Source organism: Pseudomonas sp. RIT-PI-S, assembly GCF_025642975.1.
Taxonomy (GTDB): domain Bacteria; phylum Pseudomonadota; class Gammaproteobacteria; order Pseudomonadales; family Pseudomonadaceae; genus Aquipseudomonas.
Genome location: NZ_JANZKJ010000004.1, coordinates 89772 through 109097, shown reverse-complemented (window position 1 = coordinate 109097; position 19326 = coordinate 89772). Strand labels below are relative to the sequence as shown.

The following is a 19326-nucleotide window of genomic DNA, read 5'->3' as shown; positions in this document are numbered from 1 at the left end:
TCATGCCCAATAACAATTACATGACGCTAAACGCGCCGTTCAGCGGCCCGGTGATTACGCTGAACAATATCCCCGATCCGGTGTTCGCCAGCGGCGCCCTGGGCGACGGGATGGCGATCGACCCCCTGGGCGATGTTTTGCATGCGCCCTTCTCCGGCCAGGTGATCAACGTCGCGCGCACCCGGCACGCGATCAACCTGCGAGCGCACAACGGCAGTGAATGGCTGCTGCACGTGGGCATCGACACAGTGGAACTCAATGGCGAGGGCTTCCACGCGCTAGTGACCGAAGGCCAGCGCGTGAGCCAAGGCGAACCGCTGCTGCGCATGGATCTGGACCAGGTCGCCCGTCACAGCCGCAGCCTTGTCAGCGCCTTCATCCTGCTCAACGGGGACCAGTTCAAACTCACGCCGATTGCCGGCCCGCGCTCGGTAAACGTTGGCGACGCCCTGCTGGAAGTCATCCCGCTGTCGGCCGCGGCAGGCGCGCCCTCGACGCTGAACGCAGGGCCTGCCGGCGAAGCCCGCGGCAGGGCCCGGATCGCCCATGGCGGTGGGCTGCATGCACGCCCGGCGGCGCTCGTGCGCGAGGCCGCGCGGCAGTTCGAGAGCCGCGTTCATGTGCATTTCGCTGGCGCCAGCGCTTCTGCCGACAGCGTTACTGCCCTGATGGCGCTTGGTACCCGCGAACAGGATGAAGTCGAGGTGAGGTGCGAGGGGCCCGATTGCGACAGGGCTTTAGAAGCCGTGCTTGCGGCGCTGGCCACGCCCACGGTGCACGAAGCCGCCGGCATGGCGGTATCGACGCCCGCCCCGCACCGTGCTGGCGACAGGGAAAACGGGATGTTCAATGGCGTTCCGGCATCTCCTGGGCTGGTAAGCGGACCGTTGGTCCGGTTGGATGCCCTTGAATTGCCCAAGGATCCGGGCGGCCACTGCGCCAACCAGCAGCGGCACCAACTGACCCAGGCTCTGGCGCAGGTTCGTGCGGACATCAATGCATCGCTTGACTCGCACCCTGGTGAACACAACGCGATCTTCGCGACCCACATGGCGATGCTCGAAGATCCAGCCTTGCTGAGCGCCGCCTATGCCCACATCGAGCAAGGGCATGGCGCCGCCCATGCCTGGAGCCACTCGGTGCTGGCCCAATGCGAGGTACTGGAAACCCTCGGCAACCCCTTGCTTGGCGAGCGCGCCGGTGACCTGCGCGACCTGCGCCAACGCGTGCTGCTGAACCTGCTGGGAGACGCACGGGCGCCCGAGATTCCGCCCGGGGCGATCGTACTGGCCCAAGAGCTGACCCCTTCGGACCTGGTGATGCTGAGCAGTCGCGGGGTCGGCGGGATCTGCATGGCGCTCGGCGGCCCTACCTCGCATGTCGCCATTCTCGCCAGGGGCGCCGGCATACCCTGTGTGGTGGCGCTTGGGGCTGCGGTACTCGAGCCCCTCGCCGCGGCCACTCACCCAGAGGTTGTATTGGACGCCGATGCCGGCCGCCTGGAGCTCAAGCCTGGTGCCGAACGCTTGGCCCTGGTGCGCGCCCAGATGCAGGAACGAGCGCACATCCGCCAGCGTGAGCAACAGCACGCCCACTCGCCGGCCGCCACCTGCGACGGTGTGCGCATAGAAGTGGCAGCGAACGTTGCCTCGGCCGAGGATGCGCAACGTGCCCGCGGCAATGGCGCAGACAGCGTGGGGCTGTTGCGCAGCGAATTTCTCTTCGTTGACCGCGCCACCGCACCGACTCAGGCGGAGCAAACCCTGGCGTACCAGGCCGTTCTCGATGCGATGGTCGATCAGCCAGTGATCATCCGGACCATCGACATCGGCGGTGACAAGCAACTGGACTACCTGCCGCTGCCCGCCGAAGCCAATCCGGTCCTGGGCCTGCGCGGCATCCGCCTGGGCCAGGCCCGCCCGGAGCTGCTCGACGAGCAGCTGCGCGCCTTGCTACAGGTCAAGCCCCTGGCCCGCTGCCGGATACTCCTGCCGATGATCAGCGAGATCGATGAACTGCTCGCCGTGCGCGCCCGCATCGATCACCTGGCGAGCGAGCTGGGCCTGCAAGAGCGCCCGGAGCTGGGCGTGATGATCGAAGTGCCGTCCGCGGCGTTGATGGCAGAACAACTGGCCGAACATGCGGATTTTCTCTCCATCGGCACCAATGACCTCACGCAGTACACGCTGGCCATGGACAGAGACCACACCGGGCTCGCCGAGCGGGTCGACGCCTTGCATCCGGCAGTGTTGCGGTTGATCGGGATGACTTGCCGGGCGGCAGAGGCCCACGGTTGCTGGGTAGGTGTCTGCGGTGCGCTGGCGTCGGACCCTTTGGCCACGGCCGCGTTGATCGGCCTGGGTGTGCGCGAGTTGTCGGTAAGCCCGCCGCAAATCGGCCAGATCAAAGCCCGTGTGCGTGAGCTCGATTCAGCACGTTGCCAAGCTTTGGCAAGTCAGCTCCAGGCCTTGGGCAGCGCAGCGCAAGCCCGAGTGGCATGCGCTGCCTTCGAGCGCCGCCCGTGATGCGCCCCCTAGGGCTTTCCACGGGCAGCCATGAATAAAAATAACGAGAGCAGCAAGGAGAATCGCCGTGTATCAACACTTCATAGAAGGCTTGCAACGGCTGGGGCGCGCATTGATGCTGCCAGTGGCCATTCTTCCCATTGCCGGGCTGTTGTTGCGGCTGGGGGACACTGACCTGCTGAACATCGCCCTCATCCATTCGGCGGGCGGCGCGATCTTCAGCAACCTGCCGCTGATTTTCGCCATCGGCATCTCGGTCGGGTTCGCGCGGGATAACAACGGCACGGCGGGCCTGGCCGGCGCCATCGGTTACCTGGTGCTGACCTCGACGCTCAAGGTGATGGACGAGCAGATCAACATGGGCATGCTGGCCGGGATCATCGCCGGCCTGCTAGGCGGCGCGCTTTACAACCGCTTCAAGGACATTGCCCTGCCCGCGTACCTGGCGTTCTTCGGCGGGCGGCGTTTCGTACCGATCGCGACGGGGCTTTGCGCCTTGATCCTGGGCGTGCTGTTTGGATGGATCTGGCTGCCCGTGCAGCACGGGATCAACGTACTTGGCCAGCTGATGCTGGAAAGCGGCAGCGTGGGCGCGTTCTTCTTCGGGGTGCTCAACCGCATCCTGATCGTTACGGGCCTGCACCATATCCTCAATAACCTGGTGTGGTTTGTGTTCGGCACCTTTACCGACCCCAGCACCGGCCAGGTCGTTACCGGGGACCTGGCCCGCTATTTTGCAGGCGACCGGCAGGCGGGCCAGTTCATGACCGGTATGTTCCCCATGATGGTGTTCGGCCTGCCAGCAGCGTGCCTGGCCATGTACCGCAATGCCTTGCCCGACCAGCGCAAGCTCATCGGCGGCTTGCTTCTGTCCATGGCACTGACCTCGGCCCTGACCGGGGTCACCGAGCCCATCGAGTTCGCCTTTATGTTCCTGGCACCGCTGCTGTATGTGGTGCATGCATTGCTCACCGGGCTTTCCATGGCACTGGCCAACCTGCTGGACATACACCTGGGTTTCACCTTCTCCGGCGGCGCCATCGATATGGTCCTGGGCTGGGGCAAATCGACCCACGGCTGGCGGATACTGCCACTGGGCGCCGCTTACGCGCTCATCTACTACGTGGCGTTCGACCAGTGCATCAAACGCTTCAACCTCAAGACCCCTGGGCGCGAGCGCGCCGCCACCAGCACGGCCGAGGTCGCGCAGAGCGACCGCGCGGCCGCGTACATCCAGGCGTTGGGCGGCGCGCAAAACCTGCTCGGGATCGACGCCTGCACCACGCGCCTGCGCCTCCAAGTGGTCGACCGTAGCAAGGCACAAGACGCTGCCCTCAAAGCCCTGGGCGCCTTGGCGGTCGTGCGCCCGGGCAACGGCGGCAGCCTGCAGGTGGTGGTTGGGCCCATGGCGGACAGCCTGGCGGACGAACTACGCAATGCCCTGCCCCGCACCGCCGACCACTGCGCTGCGCCCGCCCCTGCCGCCTCGACGCAGGACACGCAGCCCGAGGTCGATGCCAATGACGCCGCGCGCTGGCTCCAAGCGTTGGGCGGCGCGAGGGTGGCAGAAGTGGAATGCGTGGCACTGACCCGTTTGCGGGTGCGGCTAAAGGATGGTCAGCTTGCGGCTACCAGCGAACTGGAGACCCTGGGCTGCCAGGGCGTGAGCAGCATGGGGGGTGGCGTTTGGCATGTGCTTGTAGGCGACACCGCCCAGGCGTTGAGTAACCGCTTGCGGGGTTTGATCCAGGCGGCCTGATGGCCCCTGCCAGCCGTGCCAGCCGACGCGAGGGCCTGGCACGGCCGCCAGGGCGGCTACGACGCGAAGAAACGGGCTAATTCAGCAGCGACCCGCTCCGACGCTTCTTCGGGCAGATAATGCCCGGCCCCTTCGATCACCCCACCCTCCACCTGGGTAGCCAAGGGCTCCAGGGCCTTGAGGATGTGCTCTCCCATCCCCCGCTCCGCGCCCCATGCCATCACGGGGATGGCGAGCTGAGTCTCGGAACGTCGACGGTTGGCGGCGACACCTTCGGGCGATAGCGCGCTTTGGTAGTAGCGCCCCGCCGCGCGTATGGCACCGGGGGCGGCCAGTTGCCGGGCATAGACATCGATGTCTTCGGCGGTGATGGTCCAGGGATGAACGGCCTTGGCGCGCAACAGCCAAGTGATGAAGGCGTGCTCACGGCCAGCGATCAGCACCTCCGGCAGGCCGTCCAATTGGTTGAACGCAAAGTGCCAACTGCGCAGGTTCGCCTCACGGTGCTCCAAGTCAGTCCGCGGTGACGACAGCCCGGGAATCGCAGCGTCGAACAGCGCCAACCGGCTGACCGCCTCGGGCGAGTCCGCGGCCAGCGCATAGGCAATCCAGGCACCCACATCATGGCCCGCCACATGGATGGGCCCGCTGTCGAGCAGGCCTGCAAGCCGGGCGAAGGCATGGACCTCGGCCGCCACGGTCGTCAGGTCGTAAGCGCCGTCTGGCGCATCGCTCTCGCCCATGCCGCGGGGGTCGAGGGCCACCACCCGATAGCCCGCGCTCACCAGCTGCGGCATCACATAGCGCCAGGCGTACCAGCTTTGTGGCCAGCCCGGGATAAGGAGCACCACGGGCCCCTCCCCACCTTCCACGTAGTGGAGGTTTACCTCGTTGAGGCGCACACCCTTGTGGTGAAAGGTTTCCCAGAAGTTGGTTCGGTGGAAGAAATGCGCGCCAATGGCGCCAGGTTGGTCTGCAGTAGCTGGCATCACAGCCTCCTCTGTACGGGTTCAGGGCAGCTCAAAAGATGAAGTGCCTGCGTTCTCGGGTGGGATACCGCCCGTCAGCGCGGGTTCAAACTTGTGCCCACGGCGCCGACTTCTGTCATGCCCACTGACCACCCTGGAGTCGACATGAAGCAGATCCTCGCCCTCTTAATGATCGTGACCATTTTCGTAGCGCCGCTGGTGGCCCCGCTGGTGTAGCGTGCCCAGCCCCCTGGCATGCCAGCACTTCAGTAGACGTTCAACTCGAACGGCGTCATCTGAGCTTTGAGTGTGCTGGAGTAGAACGGCTTGGCAGAGGGCTTCTGTTGCGCATCCTGCCAAAGCTGGAGCACCGTGCTTTTCACAGTGCCTGGTGGTTGGGCCGTGGGTTGCAGCGTTCTCATGGTGGCGTACGTCGCGCACAGCATCAGCGTCAAATGCGCCTGATCCTTCACCTCAGCCGCGAACCTGATGTTCGTTAGCTGTCCTGACTGGGCGACGTCAAGCACCATATTGACCTTCGCCCCTTCACGTTCGAGTTGCTGCCGTATCCTTGCACCCTTCAACGGGACGATTTTCCCAAAATCGGTAGAACGGCAATCCGCTTCTTCCTGGATGTATTTCTTCATGCCGGTTTGCAGCCCTTCAGGCGTCAGCTCGAGCGCCTTCGTGGGGGTGGCGTGCTTGGGCGGATGGGTCTTTTTAGCGGCTTCAGCCGCGTGGATCGGCAGCAGTAACACGCTCAACAGCAGCAGGCGGGCAATCATTTCCTTATCCTTGGCTCAGTTCTCAGAGGTGCGGGGGCGGCCGCGAGATGCACCGCGTTGCGGACGAAAGCCCCCTCACCGCAGTCGGAGACCTCAGGCCTTTTTGTAGGCGATGCAATCTACCTCGACCTTGCAGTCGATGACCATGCTTGCCTGCACGCAGGCGCGCGCGGGTGGATGCTCGCCGAAGTACTCCTTGAAGATCCGGTTGAAGGACATGAAGTCCCGCGGATCATCCAGCCACACGCCGCAGCGCACCACATGCTCGGGACCATAGCCGGCTTCAGCCAGGATCGCCATGACGTTGTCCAGGCACTGGCGGGTCTGGGTGACGATGCCACCCTCCACCACCTCGCCGTTGACCATAGGGGTTTGCCCAGACACATACAGCCAGCCATCGGCCTCGGTTGCACGGGCGAAGGGCAGGTGTTGGCCGCCGGTGCCGCTGCCGCCTTCGACGCCGTATCGTTTGATGCTCATAAAGGAAGGTCTCCGTTGGGTTGGGAATTGAACGTTGTGCGCAGGTCGCCGGCGCGCGGCAGGAAGCGCCCGTGTCGGCTGCTTGCCGGAGGCTGCGCCGGACGGTAGGCCAGCGCGCCGTTGACCCATACCGCGTCGATGCCCTCGGCTGGGCGGCAAGGGTCTAAAAAGGTGGCCACGTCGTGGATGCGCCGCGGGTCGAACAACACCAGGTCCGCCGCCTGGCCCAAGGCAATGCGGCCGCGGTCGACGAGGCCAAAGCGCGCGGCGGTGAGGCCGGTCATCTTGTGGACGGCCGTGTGCAGCGGGAACAGCGCCAGGTCTCGGCTGTAATGGCCCAGCACCCGGGCGAACGCGCCCCACAAGCGTGGGTGCGGGTGCGGGTCTTCGGGCAGGCCGTCGGAGCCGACCATGCTCAGGGGGTGGGCGAGGATGCGCTGCACATCGTTTTCATCCATGCCGTAGTAGATCGCCCCGGCCGGTTGCAGGCGGCGCGCGGCCTCCTGCTGGCTAATGCCCCACTCGCTGGCGATGTCCGCCAGGTCACGGCCGCCCATGTGCGGATGCGGCGTGGACCAGGTGATGGTGATGCGGTACTCACCCGTGACCTGCTTCAGATCCAGGGTCGAAGAACTGGCTGAATAAGGGTAGCAATCACAACCCACCGGATGCCCATGGGCCGCCTGCTCCAAGGCCGCAAGCAACTGCCCCGCTCTCCCCCAGTTGCCGGCACCGGCGCATTTCAAGTGAGAGATGATCACCGGCGCGCGGGCGCTGCGGCCGATGTCGAAAGCCTCATCCATTGCCTCCAGCACCGGCTCGAATTCGCTGCGCAGGTGGGTAGCGTACAACCCGCCTACCGCCTCCAACTCGGCGGCCAGGGCCTTGACCTCATCGGTTTCAGCGGCGAACGCGGTGGCGTAGGCCAGCCCGGTGGACAAGCCCAAGGCGCCGTCGGCCAGGCTCTGCCGCAACTCGGCGCGCATCGCGGTGATCTCCTCGGCGCTGGCGCTGCGGTAGAGGTCGCTCAAGTGGTTGCTGCGCAGCGCCGTGTGGCCCACCAGGGCCGCCACGTTCACTGCCGGGCGGGCCTGGTCCACCGCGCGGCGGTAGCTGGCGAAATCAGGGTAGGCGAAGGCGCTGGCATCGCCCAGCAGGTTCATCGGGTCCGGTGGTGCGCCGGTGAGCCGCACCGGGCTGGCGCTGATGCCGCAGTTGCCAACGATGACCGTGGTGACCCCTTGGCTGACCTTGGCAATCATGTCCGGGGCGCGGATCACCACGGTGTCGTCGTGGGTGTGGGCGTCGATAAAACCTGGGGCCAGCACCCGGCCAGTGCCCTCCAGGCGCCGTGTGGCGCTGGCGCCGCTGAGGTCGCCGATGGCCTCTATGCGGCCGGCGCGCACGCCCACGTCGGTGTGCACCCCGGGGCGGTCAGTGCCGTCGATTACCAGGGCGCCGCTGATCAGCCAATCGAAAGGTACAGCCATGTTCAGTCTCCCAGCGGTTGGCGGTCGCCGCCGCCGCGATGTTCGTCCAGCGCCAGTTTGATGCGCCGCAGGTGCTCGCGGCTGCGCGCGGGCGCGCGCAAGGCAAGCTCGGTCGCTAGCAGGTCCACCGCCAGCAGCATGCCGTAGCGCGCCGCGGTGGGTTTGAAGATGAAATCGGTCTCGGCCTGTACCAGCGGCAGGGTCAGGGTGGCCAGGGCCGCCAGGGGTGAGCCAGGTGCAGTCACCGCCAGCACCGGCACGCCGTAATCGCGCGCCAGCCGCGCCACAGGCAACAGGTCGGGGTTATGCCCGCTCAAGGAAAACAGCATCAGCGCTTGGCGCGGGCCCAAGGTCGCGGCCGTCACGCGCATCAGGATCGGGTCGTGGCAGGCGGCGATCGGCAAGCCCAGGCGCACCAGGCGCACTTGCAGCTCACTGGCACACAGGCTTGACGCGCCGCCCATGCCGAAGGCATGGATCATCTCAGCACTGGCCAGGCACTCGGCCACCGCCTTGAACGAGGCCTCGTCGAACCCCGCCAGGTGCTGGCGCAGCGTGGTTTCGATGTCCGCCACGATCTGCCCGAAAAACGCCGACGGCGGCTGCTCGGCCTCTTCCAGAAAGCGCGCACCCACCCCGCCCGCCTGGGCCAGTTGCAAGCGCAGATCGCGCAGGTCCTTGCAGCCCACCCGGCGGGCGAAACGCGACAGCGTGGCGCCACTCACCTCGGCGCGCTCGGCCAGGTCATCCAGGCTGGCGGCCGCCGCCCAGGCCACATCATCGAGGATCAACCGCGCGATGCGGCCTTCCCCTGCGCTGAAGTCGCCTTGCTGGGTCCGTAGTTTGTACAACACATCCATTAAACGACGCTCGCGAGTAACAAGGTGAAGCCCAGGCCGCCCACGGAGATCAGCGTCTCCAGCACGGACCAGGTTTTGAAGGTCTGGCCAACGGTAAGGTTAAAGTACTCTTTGATCAGCCAGAAACCGCCATCGTTGACGTGGGAGAAGATCACCGAGCCGGCCCCGGTGGCCAGCACCAGCAGCTCCAGGTGCGGGTAGCCGACGCTCATGGCCACCGGTGCGACGATGCCGGCGGCGGTGGTCATGGCCACGGTTGCCGAGCCCGTGGCGATGCGCATGGCCGCGGCGAACAGCCAGCCCATCCACAGCGGCGAGAGCTGGAACGCCTGGGCCAGCGCCACTACTTGGTCGGTGATGCCGGCGTCCACCAGGATTTTATTGAGCCCGCCGCCGGCGCCGACCAGCAAAGTAATGCTGGCGGTGGGCGCCAGGCACTCGGTGGTGAACTTCAGAATCGCCGCGCGGTTGAAGCCTTGGGCCAGGCCTAGGGTCCAGAAGCTGACCACGGTAGCGATCAACAGCGCCATCACCGAGTTGCCGATGAACTGCAAGAAGCTATGCAGGCCCGTGCCCTTGGTGGCGAAGGTGTCGGCCCAGCCACCGATCAACATCAGCGCCACTGGCAGGAGGATAGTCGCCAAGGTGATGCCGAAGCCCGGCAGGCGCTGGCGCTCGCTGTGGCGCAAAAACTGCGCTTCCAAGGGGTTCTGGTCAGGCAGAAACACCCGCGGCACGATCACCTTGGCGAACAGCGGCCCTGCGATCAGCGCGGTCGGAATGCCGACCAGCACCGCATAGGCAAGGGTTTTGCCCACCGAGGCGTGGTAGGCCTGCACGGCCAGCATCGCTGCCGGGTGCGGCGGCACCAGCGCGTGAACCACCGACAGCCCCGCGACCATCGGCAGGCCGACCATCAACAGCGGCACCCCGGCACGCTTGGCCACGGTGAAAGCGATCGGCACCAAGAGCACGAAGCCCACTTCGAAGAACAATGGCAGGCCCACCAAGAAGGCGATGCAGACCATCGCCCAGTGCGCATTGCGCTCGCCGAACACCCGCAACAGCGTGCGCGCTACCTGCTCGGCGCCACCGGACTCGGCCATCATCTTGCCAAGCATGGTGCCCAGGGCCACTACCAGCGCGATGTGGCCGAGGGTCTTGCCTACGCCCGCCTCATAACTGGCGATGATGGTGTTGGTGGGCATACCGGCGACGGCGGCCAGGCCCACGGACACCAGCGTGATGACGATAAAAGGGTTGAGCCGATAGCGCGCGATCAACACGATCAGCAGCACGATGGCGACAGCGGCGTAGATGAGCAGAACGGTACCGTTGCTGGGCATGGCAAGCTCCTGCGAAAGGGTGGCGATCAAAACCGGTCGGGGTGGTGTGGCGCGTTAATGGCCGCGTGACCGGCTTAGAAAAACGTGGTGATCGCACCGGTGACCCGATACGCGTCGTCCACCAGCAGCAGGTGCTTCCATTTGTCGAAGGTCAGGCACGGATGCGAGATTTCGAACCCCAGCAGGTCGCCTACCTGCACGTCCGCCTCGGCGGGTACTTGCAGGAACGCGTGTTGGTCCATCATCGCGGTCAGCGCCCAGCCATCCGGAACGTCGCCAGGCGCCTCGGCCCCAGGGCGGTAGTGCATGGACGGCACCGGCAGGCCGGCATCGAACGCCGCGTCACGCTTGCCCAAGGCAACGATCACCCGCGTAGGCTCCGGTCGGCTCTGCACGTAGGCCCATACTTGCAAGGCCGGCAACAGGCTGCCCTGCAAACTGGCCGCGATGGGGTTGTCGCGGTCGATGCGCGCCTGGGCGGCCTTGTAGATGCCCACGTCGTGGGTCAGGTAGCAGCCGGGCCGCAGCACGATGTCCAGCGGCAGCTCGTCCCGCGCCGGGCCCCAGACCGCGGCGACCCGGTCATACCAGGCTGACCCGGCGCCAGAGAGGATCACCTGCGGTTCGGCGAAAGCGCCTTGGGCGTGCAACGCGCGGGTGCGGGCCAGGGCGTGCTGAAGAAAGCCATCCACCGCGTCAGCGGTTTGCAGCACCCCTTCGTAAAGCTCCACCCCCACCAGCTTGAGGGCTTGCGGCCAGCGCGACAGAGCCGCCAGCAGCGCCTGCTCGCCAGCTTCGTCGCGCACCCCGGTGCGCCCGCCCATCACGCCGTACTCCAGCAACACGCGCAGGGCCAGCCCACGGCGTTGGAAGAACGCGCCCAGAGCCTCGACATTGGCGACCGAGTCCACCAGACAGCAACATTCGAAGGTCGGGTCCGCCGCCAGCAGGTCAGCGAGGATCGCCATATTGGCCTTGCCCACCACTTGGTTGGCTAGGATCACTCGGCGCACGCCATGGGCGTGGGCGATACGCACCTGCCCGGCAGTGCCTAGCGTGATGCCCCAAGCGCCCGCCGCCAGTTGCCGCGCAAACAGTTGCGGGCTCAAGGTGGTTTTACCGTGGGGTGCCAGCTTCACGCCGTAGCGCTCGATAAATGCCTGCATCCATTGAAGGTTGTGAACCATGCGGCTTTCGCGCAGCACTGCGGTGGGCAACGCCACATCTTCGGCCAGCAGGTTCCAGCCCAGGGCACCCACCTGCTCGCATGGCGTGGGGTCGGGCAACGGGCCTAGGCCTTTGCCAAGGGGAGACAGGGGCGACTCAGCGGGGGAATACAGGGCGGGCATTGGGCGATATCTCCGGCGATGAAATTTTTATTTAAATAAAGCCTTAAATACCTCACCAATATGAAAATAGTTTTCACCGCTGTCAATGGGTAGATTGATTGTTGGCGGCATATTCGTTCGCCAATCACTAAGCACGGGAGAGGAACTGCCAACGCTGCTCCATGTGCAGCGGCGGCTCATGGACGACCAGATGACAGCCGACCAGGGCAATGAAGGCCCGCGGTTGCTAGGGCATGAGTGCATAGCGGGAGGCGTGCAGGCGCTTGTGGGCGACATTGCTCAGCGAGTAGTCGCTTGCGGAAGGCTGATCATAGCGGCCTGCCGGCCGCCACGACCTGGGAATGCTCAAACGAGGTTGCTGTTAACGCATGGCCAGCAATTCGCGCACACGGCTTTCAAGTGTTTCAACCGCGAACGGTTTAGTTAGCACCCGCATCCCGGGTGGCTGCTGGCCGCTGATTAAGTCAGCGCTCTGCGCATAACCCGTAATGAAGAGCGTCTTGAGGCTGGGCCGGTGCGCCGATCCTGCGTCGGCCATTTGCCTGCCATTCATGCCTCCGGGCAAGCCTACGTCGGTGATCAGCAAGTCTATGTGTATGTCCGAGCGCAACAGCTTGAGGCCTGCGGCGCTATCGGCCGCCTCGATGACGGTGTAGCCAAGGTCGCCCAAGGTGTCTGCGAGCAGCATGCGAACCGTAGGCTCGTCGTCCACCAGCAGCACGGTTTCGTTATGGCGGGTGGCCGCTGACTCTGGCTTTTCGAGCGTAGGCTCCTCCAGCAGCACGCGGCCGTGATGCCGGGGGAGATAGATAGTCACCGACGTGCCTTCGCCCACCTTGGAGCGAATGCGCACCTGGCCCCCAGACTGTTGCGCAAAACCATAGATCATTGACAGCCCGAGCCCGGTTCCCTGGCCAATAGGCTTGGTGGTGAAAAAGGGCTCGAACACATGGGCCATGATCTCCGGCGACATGCCTTGGCCGGTATCACTGACGCTGAGACACAGGTACTGCCCTGGGGGAATATCCAATGCCTGGGCCGCTGCTTCATCGAACCACTGGTTAGCCGTTTCAAGGTTGATCCGGCCTGCATCGGGCATCGCATCGCGGGCGTTGATGCACAGGTTGAGCAAAGCGTTTTCGAGCTGGCTGGCGTCCACGAATGCGGGCCATAGATCAGCTGCAGCCCTGGTCTCGATTTGAATGCCAGGCCCGACCGTACGCTGGATAAGCTCGATCATTCCGTACATGAGTGCGTTTATATCGGTAGGGCGTGCGTCGAGCGTCTGCTGGCGCGAGAACGCCAACAGCCGATGTGTCAAAGACCCCGCACGCTTCGCAGCGCTCTGGGCCGCAACCACGTACTTATCTATGTCGTTCAATCGCCCTTGACCAATGCGCCGCTCCAACAGTTCGAGCGCGCCTGAAATCCCTGCGACCAGGTTGTTGAAGTCATGGGCAAGGCCACCGGTCAGTTGACCAACCGCTTCCATCTTCTGCGACTGCCGCAACTTCTCTTCTGCTTGCATGAGCTTTGCCGTGCGCTCGCTCACACGTTGTTCAAGGGTCTCATTGAGCTTGAGCAACCGCGCTTCGGCCAGGCGCTGCTGCTCTTCGATCTTCAGCAACTGGGTGCAGGTGCGGTCGAGTTCCTGTTCCCTAGCCCGCAGCGTCTCCTCCCCTATCGTGCGCTCAAGCAGGTCGGCAGCCTGCCGTGCGAGGATATCGAGCAACCGCAGATCCCGGTCGGAAGGCTGATGAGGCGTACGCCAATGGGTCGAGATCATGCCGAGTAGGTTGCCGTTACGTGACAGCAGTGGCGTGGTCTGAGCAGAGCGGACCCCGCGCGTCGAAAGGCAAGCAAGTCCTCGCTGCCGGCGATGTCCGGCCAGCGCTCGAAATCCGGGATGACGGCCCGGCGCCCGAACTTCAGCGCCATGGTGCAACTGCTGTATGCCGTCGGGCTTACCCACTGCCAGAACGTCACCGCCTCGGGTGGCAACCCTCGGGAGCAAAGAAGCTGAAGCTCACCGCCATGCCCCGAGCTATGCCCTTTAGGGCAGAGCAGTTGCATCGTCCCGAACTGAGAGCCTGTGATAGCCACTGCGGCATCGACGATCTTGCCGTAAAGCGCTTCCCGGTCATGCTCCCCAATGAGCGCGATACTGATGTTATGCAGCAGCTCAATATCAGAAATCTCGCCATCTGAGGCGTTGGCACTCTCGGGAAGCTCTTCGGTAATAACAGCGTTCAAGGCTTGCATGATTGCTCCGATGACTTAGAGTCAGGCTGCAGGCAGCGCGCGGCATCCACTGCACACGAGACGCGAAAGGCAGCCAAACAGCGGATCACACTGAGAGAAGAGGTTATAAGCCCAAGTTAACGTCTGACGGGCCTTGGCGACGGTTAAAGCACGGGCGCCATTTGACATGGCAATGCTAGCTTTGCCGATTGGGCGGAGCCAGCAATACCGATACAGAACGGCGCATAGCTGTTCACGGGCTTCGCAGTGACAACCGATTACACAGGCCGCGCCATATGAACCGAAGCGGCGAATAAGGTTCCGGCGCACGGCTCGCCACTATCGAATGGAAATCGGGATTCTCTAAGCGCAGGGATATCTTCCGAAGGCACAGGTTTCTCGGCAAAGTGTTTTGCCCACAAACCCAAGCGTTCCCGTACTGGCAATTGAAGAGCAACGCGGCAAGGAAAAAAGAAGCCGCTTGGAAATTCACTGACTTCAGAAACAACAAAGCCACCCGAAGGTGGCTAAGTCATTGAATAAATGGTCGGGACGGAGTGATTCGAACACTCGACCCCTTGCACCCCATGCAAGTGCGCTACCGGGCTGCGCTACGCCCCGACTAGGCGTTTAAACCTGCTCTCGTTAGCAGCGAGAACGGAGAGGAAGATACCTTAACCTTTTGAATTATGGAAGCTTTTTCTCCGATATTTTTTGCTTACTTCTTCAGCACCTGCAACACATCTTCCAACTCGCTGATCATCTGGCGAATGAGCTGCTTGTACTGGGTCGTGTCTTCCTTGGCTTCGTCGCCGGAAAGGCGTAGGCGCGCCCCGCCGATGGTAAAGCCTTGGTCGTAAAGCAGCGCGCGGATCTGCCGGATCATCAACACATCCTGGCGCTGATAGTAACGGCGGTTGCCACGACGCTTTACGGGGTTGAGCTGGGGAAATTCCTGTTCCCAATACCGCAGCACGTGCGGCTTGACGGCACACAAGTCGCTAACCTCACCAATGGTGAAGTAGCGCTTGCCAGGAATGGGCGGGAGCTCGTCGTTATGACTTGGTTCCAGCATAGGCTTCCACTCGGGCCTTTAGTTTCTGCCCTGGACGAAAGGTGACGACGCGGCGCGCGGTGATCGGGATTTCCTCACCCGTTTTCGGGTTGCGGCCCGGCCGCTGGCGCTTGTCTCGGAGGTCGAAGTTGCCGAACCCGGATAACTTGACCTGTTCGTTGTCTTCGAGCGCATGCCGGATTTCCTCGAAGAAGAGCTCTACCAATTCCTTGGCTTCGCGCTTGTTCAGGCCCAGCTCCTCATAAAGACGTTCTGCCATCTCAGCTTTCGTCAGAGCCCCCATACGTCACTTCCTTAACGTGGCGTTCAACCTTTGTTCGAGCGAGGTGAGGATTTGCGAAGTGGTCGAGTTCACCTCATCGTCGGTAAGAGTGCGCGATGGATGCTGCCAGGTCAAGCCAACTGCCAGGCTTTTTCTATGCGGATCAATACCTTTACCTTGGTACACGTCAAACAGCCTGAGGTCGGCCAGCCACTCCCCCGCATTTTCGCGGATCACTGCCAAAACCGCCTCGCTTGCCACGGTTTGATCGACTACAAGGGCGATGTCCCGACGCACTTCAGGGAAGCGCGATAGCTCCTTGAACTTGGGCAGGCGTCCTTCCACTACCGTTTCCAGCAACAGCTCGAACACATAGACAGCACGGTCGAGGCCCAGTTTCTTTTGCAACTCGGGATGCAGAGCGCCAAGGTAGCCCACGTTCTGACCGTCCCGCTCGATACGCGCAGTTTGGCCAGGATGCAGCGCGGGGTGGCTGCCCGGTACGAAGGTAAACGCCGCCAATGCGCCGGCATGCCCCAGCACCGCTTCTACGTCCGCCTTGATATCGAAGAAGTCCACCTTCGCGTCGCCTTGAGCCCAGCCTTCGGGTAGGCGGCTACCGCACACCACGCCAGCCAGCATCGGTTCCTGCTTCAAGTCGCCCAGCTGGCCCACGAAACGCAGCCCGCTTTCGAACAGGCGCACACGGTTCTGTTGGCGGTTGAGGTTGTGTTGCAGTGCCTGGATCAGCCCTGGCCACAACGATACCCGCATGGCGGCCATGTCCGAGGAAATAGGGTTTGCCAGCGTCAACGGCTGTACGCCCGGGCTGAACAGCTCGAACAGCTTAGGATCGATGAAGCTATAGGTAATTGCTTCCTGATAACCACGCGCAACCAGCAACCGCCGCAGCGCTGGCAACTCTGCCTTGGCCTCGGTGCGCAACTGCGGGGCGAGGCGTGCCTGGGGGTAGCGCACTGGCAAACGGTTGTAGCCATACAGGCGGCCGAGTTCCTCGATCAGGTCCACTTCCAGGCTGATGTCGAAGCGGTGGCTGGGGACGGTGACGTTCCACTGCCCGGCCCCTTCAGCGCTCACGCCCAGATCGAGGCCCTTGAGCAACCCTTCGATAGTAGCCACGCCCATGTCCAGGCCAAGCATCTGCTCCACCCGCTCCGCACGCAGGGTGATCGGGGCGACCTTGGGCAGGTGCGTTTCGCTGCTGGCGTCGATGATGGGCCCGGCTTCGCCGCCGGTGATTTCCAGCAGCAGTGCAGTGGCGCGCTCCATGGCTTCGCGGGCCAGGTTGAAGTCCACGCCCCGCTCGTAGCGATGCGAGGCATCAGTATGCAGGCCATAGGAGCGCGCTTTGCCAGCCACGGAAATCGGTTCGAAGAAAGCGCTTTCCAGGAACAGGTCGCGGGTGGTGGCCGTGCTCACGCCGCTGTGCTCGCCACCCATCACGCCGGCGATCGCCAGGGCGCGCTCATGGTCGGCAATGACCAGGGTATCGCTGCGCAGAGCGACTTCCTGGCCGTCCAGCAATACCAGCTTCTCGCCTTCTTCGGCCATGCGTACGCGGATGCCACCGTTGATCTGGGCAAGGTCGAACGCGTGCATCGGCTGGCCCAACTCGAGCATCACATAGTTGGTAATGTCCACGGCGGCGTCGATGCTGCGCACTTCAGCACGGCGCAGGCGCTCGACCATCCACAACGGCGTTGGGCGGCTGAGGTCCACATTGCGGATGACGCGGCCCAGATAGCGTGGGCAGGCCGCCGCTGCGAGCACTTCGACCGGGCGAACGTCGTCGATGGCGGGCGCCACCGGCTTGATCTGTGGGCGAGTGACAGGCGCAGCGTAAAGCGCGCCCACTTCCCGAGCCAGGCCGGCCAAGGACAGGCAGTCCCCACGGTTGGGGGTCAGGCCCAACTCGATGATCACATCGTCGAAGTCGAGGTATTCGCGCATGTCCTTGCCGACCGGCGCGTCGGCTGGCAACTCGAACAGCCCGTCATTGCCCTCGCCCACTTGCAACTCGGCCTGCGAGCAGAGCATGCCATTGGACTCCACGCCCCGCAGCTTGGCTTTCTTGATCTTGAAGTCGCCGGGCAATTGGGCGCCGATCATGGCGAACGGAATTTTCAGGCCGGGGCGCACGTTAGGGGCGCCGCACACTACCTGAAAAGTTTCGCTGCCATCGCTGACCTGGCATACGCGCAGTTTGTCCGCATCGGGATGTTGCTCGGTGCTTAGCACCTCGCCAACTACTACACCGCTGAAGGCACCGGCGACCGGGGACACACTGTCGACCTCAAGGCCGGCCATGGACAGACGCGCTACTAGGTCATCGCGGGAAACCTGCGGGCTCACCCAGCCGCGCAGCCATTGTTCACTGAATTTCATCCTGTTCTCCTGAAAATGTCGTTATGGCTAGCGAAATTGCGCAAGGAATCGCAAGTCATTGTCGAAGAACAAGCGCAGATCATTCACACCGTAACGCAGCATGGCCAGGCGCTCGGCGCCCATGCCAAAGGCAAATCCGGAAAACACCTCCGGATCGATGCCGGACATCCGCAGCACGTTAGGGTGAACCATGCCGCATCCCATCACTTCCAGCCAGCCGGTCTGCTTGCAGACGCGGCAACCGCCACCGCTGCAGATCACGCATTGGATATCCACCTCAGCCGACGGCTCGGTGAAGGGGAAGAACGAGGGACGGAAACGTACCGCTAATTCTTTCTCGAAGAACACCCGAAGAAACTCTTCGATCGTGCCCTTGAGGTCCGCGAAGTTGATATCACGGTCAATCAACAGCCCTTCGACTTGATGGAACATAGGCGAATGGGTCAGGTCCGAGTCGCAGCGGTAAACACGCCCCGGGCACACGATACGAATAGGCGGCTGGCTGGACTCCATCGTCCGCACCTGTACAGGCGAGGTATGGGTGCGCAGCAGCATGTTCGCGTTGAAATAGAAGGTGTCGTGCATTGCACGCGCGGGATGATGACCCGGAATGTTAAGGGCTTCGAAGTTGTGATAGTCGTCCTCGACTTCCGGCCCTTCCGCAATGCCATAGCCTATATGGGTGAAAAACTGCTCGATGCGCTCCAGGGTGCGAGTGATCGGGTGCAGGCCGCCACTGGCCTGGCCGCGCCCCGGAAGGGTCACGTCGATCTGCTCTGCCGCCAGCCGGGCGTTCAGTTCAGCTTGCTCGAACGCCGTCATGCGGGCGTTGAGCACTTCGGTGACACGCTCCTTGGCTTCGTTGATCAGCGCACCGACCTTAGGCCGGTCCTCAGCGGGCAGGTTGCCCAAGGTCTTCATGACCTGGGTCAGTTCGCCTTTCTTGCCGAGGTATTGAACCCGGATCTGCTCCAGGGCGTTGATGTCTTGCGCATTGTGCACGGCCTCCAAAGCTTGGCTGACCAGCGCATCCAGGTTTTCCATGTACAGGCTCCAGATACGAAATAGGGGAAGAGCGCAGGCCCTTCCCCTATTCAAAGACGTTCTACACCGCTACCTACACTGGTACGCAACGGTGATTGTCGGGGGTACTCAAGCCAGCGAGGCTTTAGCTTTCTCGACAATCGCAGCAAACGCCGCTTTTTCGTTCACTGCCAGATCGGCCAGTACCTTACGGTCGATCTCGATGGCTGCCTTTTTCAGGCCAGCGATCAAGCGGCTGTAGGACAAGCCGTTGGTACGAGCACCAGCGTTGATACGAGCGATCCACAGAGCGCGGAACTGGCGTTTCTTCTGACGACGATCTCGGTAGGCGTACTGGCCTGCCTTGATGACAGCCTGCTTGGCAACGCGGAATACGCGCGAACGCGCACCGTAGTAGCCTTTAGCAAGTTTCAGAATTTTCTTGTGACGCTTACGGGCAATGACGCCACGCTTAACACGAGCCATGAGTTATATCCTCTATCTTTGACCGAAAACGGAATCAACGAACGCGCAGCATGCGCTCCACTTTTGCCACGTCAGACGGGTGCAGCAGGCTGCTACCACGCAGTTGACGCTTACGCTTGGTGGACATCTTGGTCAGGATGTGGCTCTTGAAAGCGTGTTTGTGTTTGAAGCCGGAAGCGGTTTTCAGGAAACGCTTCGCGGCGCCACTTTTGGTTTTCATTTTTGGCATGTTCGGATACTCCGCATTCAGTGAATAAACATAACCACAAGG

15 protein-coding genes, 1 tRNA gene and 2 pseudogenes are annotated in these 19326 nt (G+C 63.1%); 2 read left to right on the top strand and 16 right to left on the bottom strand.

Translation table 11 applies throughout. The features are described 5' to 3' along the window. The first annotated feature begins 2 nt into the window (after positions 1-2). Positions 3-2525 (top strand): phosphoenolpyruvate--protein phosphotransferase, encoded by a 2523-nt coding sequence (gene ptsP, locus OGL93_RS08320; protein ID WP_263262095.1) that lies wholly within the window; start codon positions 3-5, stop codon positions 2523-2525. A 67-nt stretch (positions 2526-2592) separates the two neighbouring features. Beyond that, positions 2593-4284 carry an N-acetylglucosamine-specific PTS transporter subunit IIBC gene (gene nagE / locus OGL93_RS08315; RefSeq protein WP_263262093.1) on the top strand — a complete coding sequence of 564 codons (1692 nt, stop codon included), beginning with the start codon at positions 2593-2595 and terminating at the stop codon, positions 4282-4284. A 56-nt stretch (positions 4285-4340) separates the two neighbouring features. Here nagE and OGL93_RS08310 read toward each other — a convergent pair whose 3' ends face one another. The 16 genes and pseudogenes from OGL93_RS08310 to rpmI all read right to left on the bottom strand — a co-directional run bounded on the left by OGL93_RS08310 (position 4341) and on the right by rpmI (position 19284). Beyond that, entirely contained in the window at positions 4341-5273 is a 933-nt protein-coding gene (locus OGL93_RS08310; RefSeq protein ID WP_263262092.1) for an alpha/beta hydrolase, read from the bottom strand. Between the two features lie 245 nt (positions 5274-5518). Continuing rightward, positions 5519-6037 (bottom strand): hypothetical protein, encoded by a 519-nt coding sequence (locus OGL93_RS08305; RefSeq protein WP_263262091.1) that lies wholly within the window; start codon positions 6035-6037, stop codon positions 5519-5521. A 93-nt stretch (positions 6038-6130) separates the two neighbouring features. Continuing rightward, positions 6131-6517: a RidA family protein gene (locus tag OGL93_RS08300; protein ID WP_263262090.1), complete on the bottom strand. Its 387-nt coding sequence runs from the start codon at positions 6515-6517 to the stop codon at positions 6131-6133. Beyond that, positions 6514-8007 carry a D-aminoacylase gene (locus OGL93_RS08295; RefSeq protein WP_263262088.1) on the bottom strand — a complete coding sequence of 498 codons (1494 nt, stop codon included), beginning with the start codon at positions 8005-8007 and terminating at the stop codon, positions 6514-6516. Before OGL93_RS08295 ends, OGL93_RS08300 begins: the two co-directional genes overlap by 4 nt. Before the next feature lie 2 nt (positions 8008-8009). Beyond that, on the bottom strand, positions 8010-8867 hold the full coding sequence (locus OGL93_RS08290) for a MurR/RpiR family transcriptional regulator (protein WP_263262086.1): 858 nt from the start codon (positions 8865-8867) through the stop codon (positions 8010-8012). Further along, the gene (locus OGL93_RS08285; RefSeq protein ID WP_263262085.1) at positions 8867-10213 is read right to left on the bottom strand and encodes a GntP family permease; all 1347 of its coding nucleotides are present in this window, start codon (positions 10211-10213) and stop codon (positions 8867-8869) included. Before OGL93_RS08285 ends, OGL93_RS08290 begins: the two co-directional genes overlap by 1 nt. A 74-nt stretch (positions 10214-10287) precedes the next feature. Next, complete coding sequence (locus OGL93_RS08280; protein WP_263262333.1) at positions 10288-11400, bottom strand: amino acid deaminase; 1113 nt, start codon at positions 11398-11400, stop codon at positions 10288-10290. A 523-nt stretch (positions 11401-11923) separates the two neighbouring features. Continuing rightward, positions 11924-13138, bottom strand: a pseudogene (locus tag OGL93_RS08275) (ATP-binding protein); the annotation flags it as partial. 186 nt (positions 13139-13324) lie between these two features. Continuing rightward, positions 13325-13534, bottom strand: a pseudogene (locus OGL93_RS22235) (hypothetical protein); the annotation flags it as partial. Positions 13535-14347: 813 nt separating this feature from the next. Next, a tRNA-Pro gene (locus OGL93_RS08265) sits at positions 14348-14424 on the bottom strand. A gap of 97 nt (positions 14425-14521) precedes the next feature. Further along, positions 14522-14878 carry a MerR family transcriptional regulator gene (locus OGL93_RS08260; RefSeq protein WP_263262082.1) on the bottom strand — a complete coding sequence of 119 codons (357 nt, stop codon included), beginning with the start codon at positions 14876-14878 and terminating at the stop codon, positions 14522-14524. Continuing rightward, on the bottom strand, positions 14859-15161 hold the full coding sequence (gene ihfA / locus OGL93_RS08255) for an integration host factor subunit alpha (RefSeq protein WP_002553164.1): 303 nt from the start codon (positions 15159-15161) through the stop codon (positions 14859-14861). Before ihfA ends, OGL93_RS08260 begins: the two co-directional genes overlap by 20 nt. Before the next feature lie 3 nt (positions 15162-15164). Beyond that, positions 15165-17546 carry a phenylalanine--tRNA ligase subunit beta gene (gene pheT / locus OGL93_RS08250; RefSeq protein WP_263262081.1) on the bottom strand — a complete coding sequence of 794 codons (2382 nt, stop codon included), beginning with the start codon at positions 17544-17546 and terminating at the stop codon, positions 15165-15167. A 27-nt stretch (positions 17547-17573) separates the two neighbouring features. Beyond that, positions 17574-18590, bottom strand: coding sequence for a phenylalanine--tRNA ligase subunit alpha (gene pheS, locus OGL93_RS08245; protein WP_263262079.1), 1017 nt, complete (start codon positions 18588-18590; stop codon positions 17574-17576). Positions 18591-18698: 108 nt separating this feature from the next. After that, positions 18699-19055: a 50S ribosomal protein L20 gene (gene rplT / locus OGL93_RS08240; protein ID WP_040262863.1), complete on the bottom strand. Its 357-nt coding sequence runs from the start codon at positions 19053-19055 to the stop codon at positions 18699-18701. A gap of 34 nt (positions 19056-19089) precedes the next feature. After that, complete coding sequence (gene rpmI, locus OGL93_RS08235) at positions 19090-19284, bottom strand: 50S ribosomal protein L35 (protein ID WP_009394045.1); 195 nt, start codon at positions 19282-19284, stop codon at positions 19090-19092. Positions 19285-19326 lie beyond the last annotated feature (42 nt).

Excerpts from the sequence above, each read along its gene's own strand:
- OGL93_RS08295 (WP_263262088.1), bottom strand. The coding sequence starts at position 8,007 with ATGGCTGTACCTTTCGATTGGCTGATCAGCGGCGCCCTGGTAATCGAC.
- rpmI (WP_009394045.1), bottom strand. The coding sequence starts at position 19,284 with ATGCCAAAAATGAAAACCAAAAGTGGCGCCGCGAAGCGTTTCCTGAAA.
- pheT (WP_263262081.1), bottom strand. The coding sequence starts at position 17,546 with ATGAAATTCAGTGAACAATGGCTGCGCGGCTGGGTGAGCCCGCAGGTT.
- rplT (WP_040262863.1), bottom strand. The coding sequence starts at position 19,055 with ATGGCTCGTGTTAAGCGTGGCGTCATTGCCCGTAAGCGTCACAAGAAA.
- OGL93_RS08260 (WP_263262082.1), bottom strand. The coding sequence starts at position 14,878 with ATGCTGGAACCAAGTCATAACGACGAGCTCCCGCCCATTCCTGGCAAG.
- OGL93_RS08285 (WP_263262085.1), bottom strand. The coding sequence starts at position 10,213 with ATGCCCAGCAACGGTACCGTTCTGCTCATCTACGCCGCTGTCGCCATC.
- OGL93_RS08305 (WP_263262091.1), bottom strand. The coding sequence starts at position 6,037 with ATGATTGCCCGCCTGCTGCTGTTGAGCGTGTTACTGCTGCCGATCCAC.
- OGL93_RS08290 (WP_263262086.1), bottom strand. The coding sequence starts at position 8,867 with ATGGATGTGTTGTACAAACTACGGACCCAGCAAGGCGACTTCAGCGCA.
- ptsP (WP_263262095.1), top strand. The coding sequence starts at position 3 with ATGCCCAATAACAATTACATGACGCTAAACGCGCCGTTCAGCGGCCCG.
- OGL93_RS08310 (WP_263262092.1), bottom strand. The coding sequence starts at position 5,273 with ATGCCAGCTACTGCAGACCAACCTGGCGCCATTGGCGCGCATTTCTTC.
- ihfA (WP_002553164.1), bottom strand. The coding sequence starts at position 15,161 with ATGGGGGCTCTGACGAAAGCTGAGATGGCAGAACGTCTTTATGAGGAG.
- pheS (WP_263262079.1), bottom strand. The coding sequence starts at position 18,590 with ATGGAAAACCTGGATGCGCTGGTCAGCCAAGCTTTGGAGGCCGTGCAC.
- OGL93_RS08300 (WP_263262090.1), bottom strand. The coding sequence starts at position 6,517 with ATGAGCATCAAACGATACGGCGTCGAAGGCGGCAGCGGCACCGGCGGC.
- OGL93_RS08280 (WP_263262333.1), bottom strand. The coding sequence starts at position 11,400 with ATGGTTCACAACCTTCAATGGATGCAGGCATTTATCGAGCGCTACGGC.